At 39.5% G+C, this 8,350-nt stretch carries 6 protein-coding genes; 1 reads left to right on the forward strand and 5 read right to left on the reverse strand.

The window, feature by feature from the left end; translation table 11 throughout:
- Positions 1 to 235: 235 nt before the first annotated feature.
- On the reverse strand, positions 236 to 2,785 hold the full coding sequence (locus A3757_RS06810) for a CHAT domain-containing protein (protein WP_068513226.1): 2,550 nt from the start codon (positions 2,783 to 2,785) through the stop codon (positions 236 to 238).
- A 234-nt stretch (positions 2,786 to 3,019) separates the two neighbouring features.
- Between A3757_RS06810 and A3757_RS06815 the strand changes: the two genes are divergently transcribed.
- Positions 3,020 to 3,844: a hypothetical protein gene (locus tag A3757_RS06815; protein ID WP_156492068.1), complete on the forward strand. Its 825-nt coding sequence runs from the start codon at positions 3,020 to 3,022 to the stop codon at positions 3,842 to 3,844.
- Positions 3,845 to 3,865: 21 nt separating this feature from the next.
- On the opposite strand, the gene recQ is transcribed toward A3757_RS06815, so the two are convergent.
- The 4 genes from recQ to A3757_RS06835 form a co-directional block, all read right to left on the reverse strand.
- Positions 3,866 to 6,406, reverse strand: a complete 2,541-nt coding sequence (recQ, locus tag A3757_RS06820; RefSeq protein WP_068513218.1) for a DNA helicase RecQ — start codon at positions 6,404 to 6,406, stop codon at positions 3,866 to 3,868.
- A 132-nt stretch (positions 6,407 to 6,538) separates the two neighbouring features.
- A complete protein-coding gene (locus A3757_RS06825; protein ID WP_068513214.1) occupies positions 6,539 to 6,724 on the reverse strand; it encodes a hypothetical protein in 186 nt (61 codons plus the stop codon).
- Positions 6,715 to 7,317: a hypothetical protein gene (locus tag A3757_RS06830; RefSeq protein WP_068513210.1), complete on the reverse strand. Its 603-nt coding sequence runs from the start codon at positions 7,315 to 7,317 to the stop codon at positions 6,715 to 6,717. The genes A3757_RS06825 and A3757_RS06830 overlap by 10 nt, the downstream gene beginning before the upstream one ends.
- 45 nt (positions 7,318 to 7,362) lie before the next feature.
- Positions 7,363 to 8,082: a nuclease-related domain-containing protein gene (locus tag A3757_RS06835; RefSeq protein WP_068513207.1), complete on the reverse strand. Its 720-nt coding sequence runs from the start codon at positions 8,080 to 8,082 to the stop codon at positions 7,363 to 7,365.
- Positions 8,083 to 8,350: the final 268 nt, after the last annotated feature.

Below are 8,350 nucleotides of genomic sequence, written 5' to 3' on the forward strand. Positions count from 1 at the left end.
TACCAGACAGTAAAGGTGGCAACGGTAAGTAGTGTAATAAGTGCAGTTATAATTTCAGTTGTCATTTTCATATCCTCAAAAAGTAATTTAATTTGTAAAGCGTCTCTCGTAACGCTTGAAACTAGATTACGATTTGAGGATCAATTTCGTTAGGGACAGTAGGAGGACAACTGATTTTAGAAGAACAAAAAGCGGCTCTCTATTATGTCGAGCCGCTGTTACCTGTATGAAATAACTAGTTTACGATTTCTGTAGTTAGACTCGTAAATGCTCCCCAAAAGAATGGATTACTGTTCACTTTTAACATATCAAGCTGAGCTGTTCTCAGAGCATCGCTGACATCTTGCCCTGCCACTAAATGCTCGTAGAATCGCCCCATCAATAAGACAGTTTCATCGCTTGGTATAGACCAGGAACTCAGTACTAGATTATCAACACCAGCCATTAGCAAGCCTCGCTGAAGCCCAAACACCCCTTCACCAGATTGAATGTCACCGGATCCTGTATTACAGGCAGAGAGCACAGCAAGATATACATCATCCAAATCCATCGTGCTGAATTGACTCGCTGTCAATAAGCCAGCGCCACTGCTTTTAGATGTTTCATCATTAGCACCAGCTAATGCAATACCCGAACGAAGCATAGGGTTATCTTTCTTGATATAAGTTGTTGAGATTGTTTTATTTAATTTATTTACAAAAGCAGCAGGCGGAATATTATTATCAGCAGGTAAGAAAAAGCCGTGACTTGCAATATGGAGCGCCTTAAGACCCTTGTCATCTGCTAACACTTTACGTAAGTTAGCTTCTGAAGCTTCTTTGCCTGTGAGCGATATTATTGAAGACTTGCCTCGTAAGACTCTAGATATTTCTTCACCTTCATGTTTTGTTTCAGGTAGTGCTGAAAACTGCTGAACTTCGCGGGCGATGGTTTGAATTGCTCTCGTTGAAAAGGACTGGGTAGCAGATGGCGAGTTATAATCAGGATCCGTTACCACAACAAAGCTTTCAGGCAATCGAACTTTTTGTTTGTTATCAATACTACGAGACTGCACATACACAACTTTGTAGTCTTCTAGCAAGTAACGATTATTCTTTCTTAGAATAGATAATGGCATTGAATGAAAAGCGCCATCAGCATTAACTAATAAAGTCGATTTTCCTTCAACCAAATTATCTAACTTTGATAATGTAAGATCGTATATGCTCTCCAGCGTTTTATCTAAATCGAGTTTTTGCGGTTCAAGCCCTTTGGCCAGCGAGTTGTTAATAGTTGCATGATAAGTGCCTACAGCATCATCGATATTAACTGCATCCCCCAAATTTACCATCTCCAATTGACCAGAGGTTTCTGCTACAACTGCTATATAAGTCTCCCCTTCGAATGAAAGAGATTCGTAGTTAAAAGAGTGCAATTTAACTATGTCGATAAACACATCGTCAGGGCTCATTGCGCCAAGGAATTGATCAATATTCTTAGTTTCGAATAGTTCAGGATGATTAAATGCAAAAGTTCGTTTGAGCTTTAATCTGGCCTCTGCTTTTTTAAGCATTAATCTATTGTATGCCTCTAAGTCAGTACGCGCACCAGATAAAACTAGCTCGTCAAATTCATCGCTTATTTTAGCAAATTCATGGTACTTATTTTGTATATCTGGATTAGAAGATTTACGAGCTTTCTTTAGTATTTCAGAGTCAATCGAGAGTAACTGCCCCTTCAGATTTGAAAGATGCAAATAAAGCTCTGTGATTTCTGAGTGGGAATATACTTTCGAGTGAACAGCGTGTTGAAAAGCTGCGTTCGTTAAGCCTTTAACCCACTGTAGATAATCACGATCTTTCTTTTCATCCACCGAAAAAGCGAGAAGCCTAAAAATCGTCGTCTTTTTCTGAAGTTTAAGGGCTTTTAGATAAAGCTCTTTAGCTATCCCATGTTTACCACTCGCTGCAAAAAGGTTTGCATAGTGATAAAGCGTGCGCATACATCCGGCGAACACACCTTCTTCTGGAACATCATGAGCTTTAGGGTCAACCCTTGTTGAAATATCACAACTTATTTCATGCGCCGCTGCAAAAACATGCTCTAGCTCATCTATCTTGCCAAGTTTCTGCTTGACCACACCAAGCGCTAACCCCAAATTCTCATTGGAATCCTTTTTACTGGATGCATTCCCCATAGCAGATAACGCAGTTACCACCTGGGAAAATCCATTATTTGCATTAGCACTTTGAACAAAAAAGTTACTAATGAAGTCAAATGCTGGGCTCAAATATCGATCAGCCTTTTCATATTGGCCATGTTTTAGATAAAACTGTCCAACCTTTTCTTTAGCTGTGACATTGAACAAGTTAGCTTTAGATTGATTAGCTCTCGGTAAATAGGGAGAGATTTGCTTGTATTCTCTATCGTATTCTCCTTCCTCTTGCGATTCACCTCCTTCTAAATAGAATTCTTGTTTCAATTTAGGCATGATGGAGGATAGACGCTCACTTCCTTTAACAACTTCTTCTGCTTCTGCCAGAGATCCCGCTCTTAAATATGCTTTAATTAAGTTGGCTCTTGCACTGAAAACACTGTCGCTTTCGCTATCTTTTGACTCAGTCATAGCAATATTTTCGGCAACCTTCCAGAGGTCTATGGCCTTACTATTGTCTCCTATCGCAAATTCCGTTTGAGCCTGAATAAAAGCGTTTCTCAAGACCGGCGACATTTTAGGCTGCGACGATGCACACCCAATTAATACGGTAATACAAAATATATATACTAACGACAAGCCGTACTTCATAAGTTACATCCTTTTGAACCTTCAAAACTTTAAATAAAATTTGGGCGTATTCTATCCATTTCTAACGATATTTTTGTGACTCCATGCACAATCATTTCGCATCATAGAATCACTATGCACATAACTACCGAAAACTTAAACGCGCTCTTGAAATTCACGACAAACTGAAGAAAAGTAGTCTGTACTCTTGTACTATTAAGCGCTATGTATTTATCTTCAATTATATGGTTCCAAATGAGCAAGGGATTCTCTAATTTAATATCTTCTATAGTGTTGAGCTTTCTCGCAATCACAGCCCACAGCAATACCGATGACAATAAGGCGGCAGCCATAATTATCGATCTAAATGGCAGTACATGCGTAATCCAACACGCTAACTGTAACCCTATAAGCAAAGGCCAGTTTATATATAATCGAAGTAAGTTGTACGTAGAAGGCTCTGTAACGATTTTTGATCTAGACGAAAAAAACTGGAACAAACTACCGTCTGGATCTTATCTAATTACTTCCTCAACTAACCCAGTAAAGGAAAAGCAAATTGTTGAGAATAAACTATCTTCGCTATATACCATACAAAACCGCCCTACAGCTTCGATCTCGACTAGAAATGATTCAGACATTAACACCTGTACGACAGAACAATTCGAGCTTTGCAGAGTTCAAATCAGTAACCAAAATATAGAATCCTTGGCGTCTCTTCTAAACCTAGAATCAGTTAGTATCCCAAGCTACTCCAAGTATCAGAACCTAAATGAATCTGTGAGCAAAAACTCTGCTTTATCGGGCCTAATTGCCAAATCATGCGCCACAGTCGAAGGCTCCACAAGCGCGCCAAACATAACTGATATAGTGATCGAGAGTTCGGGTGGTTCTTTCAAACTATCGCCGTTATCATCAAATTGTGAAAGAGCTTTTCTCAGTGAAAAGGCATCTTTAGATACGGCTATCAAAGACCACTCAAGTAAAAATTATATGTGGGCGTTAATAGCGCTTTATCAAAAATACGACCTGAACTTCAACGCGATAAAGACCTTACAACAACTCAAAAACAGTCCATAAAACCTATCTTAGTCGTAAGAATTAAGCTACCTGCTCTTCAAGCAAGGCCAAGCTAATTGCATACCTAATTTCAGGGTAATCAATTTGCTGCTCGCAGCCTTCGTATATCTCTTTCAAACCATCTGGCCTACCAAGCTCATTCCATACTGTTAGAACCCTTTCTTTCTGATCTTCTGAAGTGAGGCTGGATAACTCTACATCTTCGCCATGAAGAGCTAAGCGAAAAAGATGACTTTTGATCGTTGACACATTTAGTTCACGCGCTTCAGCAATTTCTGTGATCGTTTTGCCTTGTTTGTATAGATCTAAGGTCTCAATATTAGTAGCGGTCAAACTAGGGACAGTAAACTCACTAGAATTATTTTGTTTTGTGGTATGTATTCGCGTGTATTCGGGTGCAAATTCCTTCCCTTCAGTTTCGAACTTGATCACGACAGGCAAAAAACTATCAGCAAATTTATCAACTTTAAGCTGCCCAATACCTTTGATATTTATCAGGTCAGCTGATGTTTTTGGCAATTGCAAAACGATCTGCTGCAAGTCTGCATTCGAAAACACGGTAAAAGCAGGGAGAGACATCTCAGTAGAGATTTTATACCTCAAGCCCTTTAACTCTTCTAGTAAAACCATCTCGTGTTCAGAAAGATCTCTATCAACAAATTTCTTATCTAGTTTTTTCTTTAACTTTTTCTTTGGAGCGTTTTTCACAACTTTCGAAAGTTTCTGAGGCTTAGTAATTCCATTAGCCGAAATATATTCAGCAATCATCTTCACGAATACATCACTATATTTTTCTAATTTGCTCTCTCCGACGCCGCTTATACTACTAAAATCGTCCTTCGAGGAAGGCATATTAATAGCCATGTCTTTCAAAGACGCATTGTTGAAAATCGTGTAAGCAGGTAAATCAGCCTCCTTTGCAATCTTGTTGCGTAGCTCTTTGAGTTTCTCGAGCAAAGTGATTTGCTCTTTAGATAAGTCTGCATCCATAGCAACTTGCTCTACTACTTTCTTCGCCTTTGGATCAGCGAGCCTAGACAGTAATACTTTAGTTTCCCCCTTCAAGACATCATTAGACAGGCTTGTGAGCTGCAGTACATTTCTATTAGAGAAATCAATACCGAGGTATCCTCGATCTATCAACTGGGTGATATATTGAATCCAATCTTTCCAAGACAAGTCAGCGCCAGCGCCATATGTCTTAATTTGATTAAATCCTTCTTCAACAAGCTCACGACGCTTCGATCCACGCAAAACATCAACAAGCATATTAGCCCCAACTGACTTTCCTAGACGATTTAGTCTAAGGCACGCAGAAATTGCTTTTTGTGCAATCAAAGACCCATCGAAAGTTGTTGGAGGGTTTAAGCAGTGATCACAATGGCCACAATGTGCCTCTTTATATTCACCAAAGTAATTAAGAACAAAGTTTGTGCGGCAGCTAGAGGTCTGCGTGAATTCCCACATGCGATCTAGTTTTGAACGTTGAACGTTTCGATGTGACTGATTGGGTATATCATCAACAAACTTATTGAGTGTTGTCATATCATTATACCCTGCGAACAATAGAGCTTCTGCAGCTTCACCATCGCGGCCAGCTCTACCAATCTCTTGATAGTAGCTTTCAATATTCTTTGGCAGATTGTGATGAATAACCCAACGAATATTCGGTTTGTCGATACCCATACCAAATGCTATCGTCGCGCAAATAATCTGTATCTCATCCTTAATAAACTGATCTTGAACGCGAGCTCTTTCTCCGCTTCCCATTCCCCCGTGGTAATAAGCAGCAGCAATCCCTTCTTGTTGCAACTTCGCCGCGACTTGTTCAGTGTTCTTTTTGCTAAGACAGTAAACAATACCCGCTTTCCCCTCTCGTGCTTTCACAAACTTCTTAATTGTCTCTATACGCTTTTTCGCAGGCAACACATCAATTTCTATGTTCTTACGTTCAAAACTAGATAAGAATGTTTTTGCTTCGTAAATGCCAAGCTGGATTTTAATATCTTTTTGCGTGGCCGCATCAGCTGTCGCAGTTAAAGCCACAACAGGAATATTTGGGAATAATCTTATTAATTGGCTAAGTTGCGTGTACTCAGGTCTAAAGTCATTTCCCCACACCGAGACACAATGCGCCTCGTCTATCGCAATCTGATCGACCTTGATAGATTGAATCCATTGCATAAATCCCCAGGTAAGTGCCTTTTCTGGTGACACATATAGTAATTTGATATCACCGTAAGCTACACGCTCTTGAATAATTTGGATATCAGCCTCGCTACATGAACTATTCAAAGCTTCTGCTTTAATTCCATTCTCCTTTAGAGAAGAGACTTGGTCTTGCATAAGTGCAATAAGTGGAGATATGACTATTGTTAAACCTTCTAAAAGTATGGCCGGCAGCTGATAACAAATAGACTTACCGCCACCCGTTGGCATAATTACTAAACTAGATTCATGGTTGAGCGTACGATTTATGACGTCTTCTTGATTTAAGCGAAAAGAATCGTATCCGAAATACTTCTTTAAGGTTTCGTGCGTGCTAGTTGTCTTGATATCCATGTTAAATAACCGTGTTCTTTATAGTAATGAAGCTCTAACCTACCGCCATAGTTTTCAAATACCTTACAAGCCAAGTAGGTTGTATCGCGTATGTCGTAACGCTTGAGATAATCTTACGAGTTAAGAGCTATGTCAGTTAGGGACATTAGACGGACAGTTAATCTGAGATTCCATATGCTGAGCATATTCATAAAGTTCTCGATAAGCTTCCTCGCCTTCGGATATCGTTTTAATGTAATAATTTCTAACTACCAGCGCGGTAATACTAGAGGTAAAAAGTATCACAAGAATATCGGTGATCAGTTCTGCTAATTGCATTTTGACACCTCTTTCTGACTATCAATTATTTCCTTTTTATTGTTAAGCAGCCGAGGAACAACGACTAGGTCTAAATGATACTTTGCTAACTCCTTCAGTGTGAAAGCCTCTGCATTCTTTAGAATCTGCTCCAAAGCCTTATACTTTTCAAACCACTCTCGATCACTGGCGGGATAGAAAGTATTTACAAAGTCTGCACCGTCTTCGATAACGACCCTAACTTTTGCATTATTAAAGTCGACAAGTTCAGCCCAATAATGCCCTCTACCCTCAAACCCATCAACATATCCCATTTTTAGAAGACGAATCGTATCGTTTTCACGGACCTCTCCACTTAATTTAGACTGATTTAATATCCCATAACGTAAAGCTAATGTTCTATTCGGATGCCCAAAACATTTATACAGTAAAGGTTCATCCTTACAAGAAAATCTGCGCGAGACCGCTGACTTAGCAATTTCTTTGCTTAGGCCAGACGAGTCATACCTATCAGTACTTGCATTCTTTGCGATCTTTAGGAATAAAAAGGGCACAAGTCCTATTAATATCGCAATTGGTAGAAATACCAACATTATTCGAACAACATCAATCATTTTTTAATCTCCATATAATTTTTGAACCGATGAACTTACTTTCATCTAGGCGGCTTTTAAATCCTTTAGTGTGCTTTCAACACTGCAGTGGTTCACAATCCGTGATTTAGCTTGGTAAGACAGGATATACCTATTTAACTCGCTTAAATTAAGCACTGGCACATTCCCTGAATGTCTAACTCGTACAGAAGAATCTTGGTTCGAGAATACAACCACACCTTGAACCCACGCTCGGCCGTTCTTTTTCTTCAAATCATCAGAAAGTAACCAAACGAGCTTCTTAACTTGTGCGATTGGGTTACGCATCGTTTTAGAATAAGGCGTACCGCCTCGACCTACCTTTTGTACATGCCAATCTTTATCACCTTCTGTTCCATAAATTGAGCCGTTATTGTGTTTCACTTCAATCACAAAAACTGTATCGGGCCCCATTACAATAATATCAGCCTCGTTAAAGCCCGTTCGTGACTTTTCGTTCGGTAGGTCCACTTGGTTATAAATCGTGTATGAGTCAGGTAAATGGCTTAACACATTCATGGTTATGTCTTCACCAACTGCTCCAGCTCTAAGAGTTTGACTGCCGTTTTGGGAGCCCCAAGAAATCAGAGCAAAAACCATGACTATGGCTGCCGCTACTGGGTGTAAAAACAAGGCACCTAGCGCTAATATCAGGCCGACGATCATAACCCCTTTACGACTTTTTCTTTTTTGCGCATCTGCTTCTATTGTTAATTTATTGCTTGTTACGTATTCCAGGTTTGCCATGTTTACTTCCTTTTATTTCAGATTAGTGCTCGGTTCTTATTACGAATAAACTTTTTCGTCTACTCGTTGAATTGGAAATAATATTACTGTGCAGCCTGCAACAAAGTTAGGGACAAGTGAGGGACACGAGTGTTTGGTGTTATAGACACACAAATAGAACCAAAAGAGAAACCAGCTATAAGCATTGGACCTGGATAACCAATGCACGCTGCAAACTTGACTAATAAGGTTTAACTTAAGCATTGACCTTATGAGGCTTTTAACCCTG

Source organism: Oleiphilus sp. HI0117, from assembly GCF_001635235.1.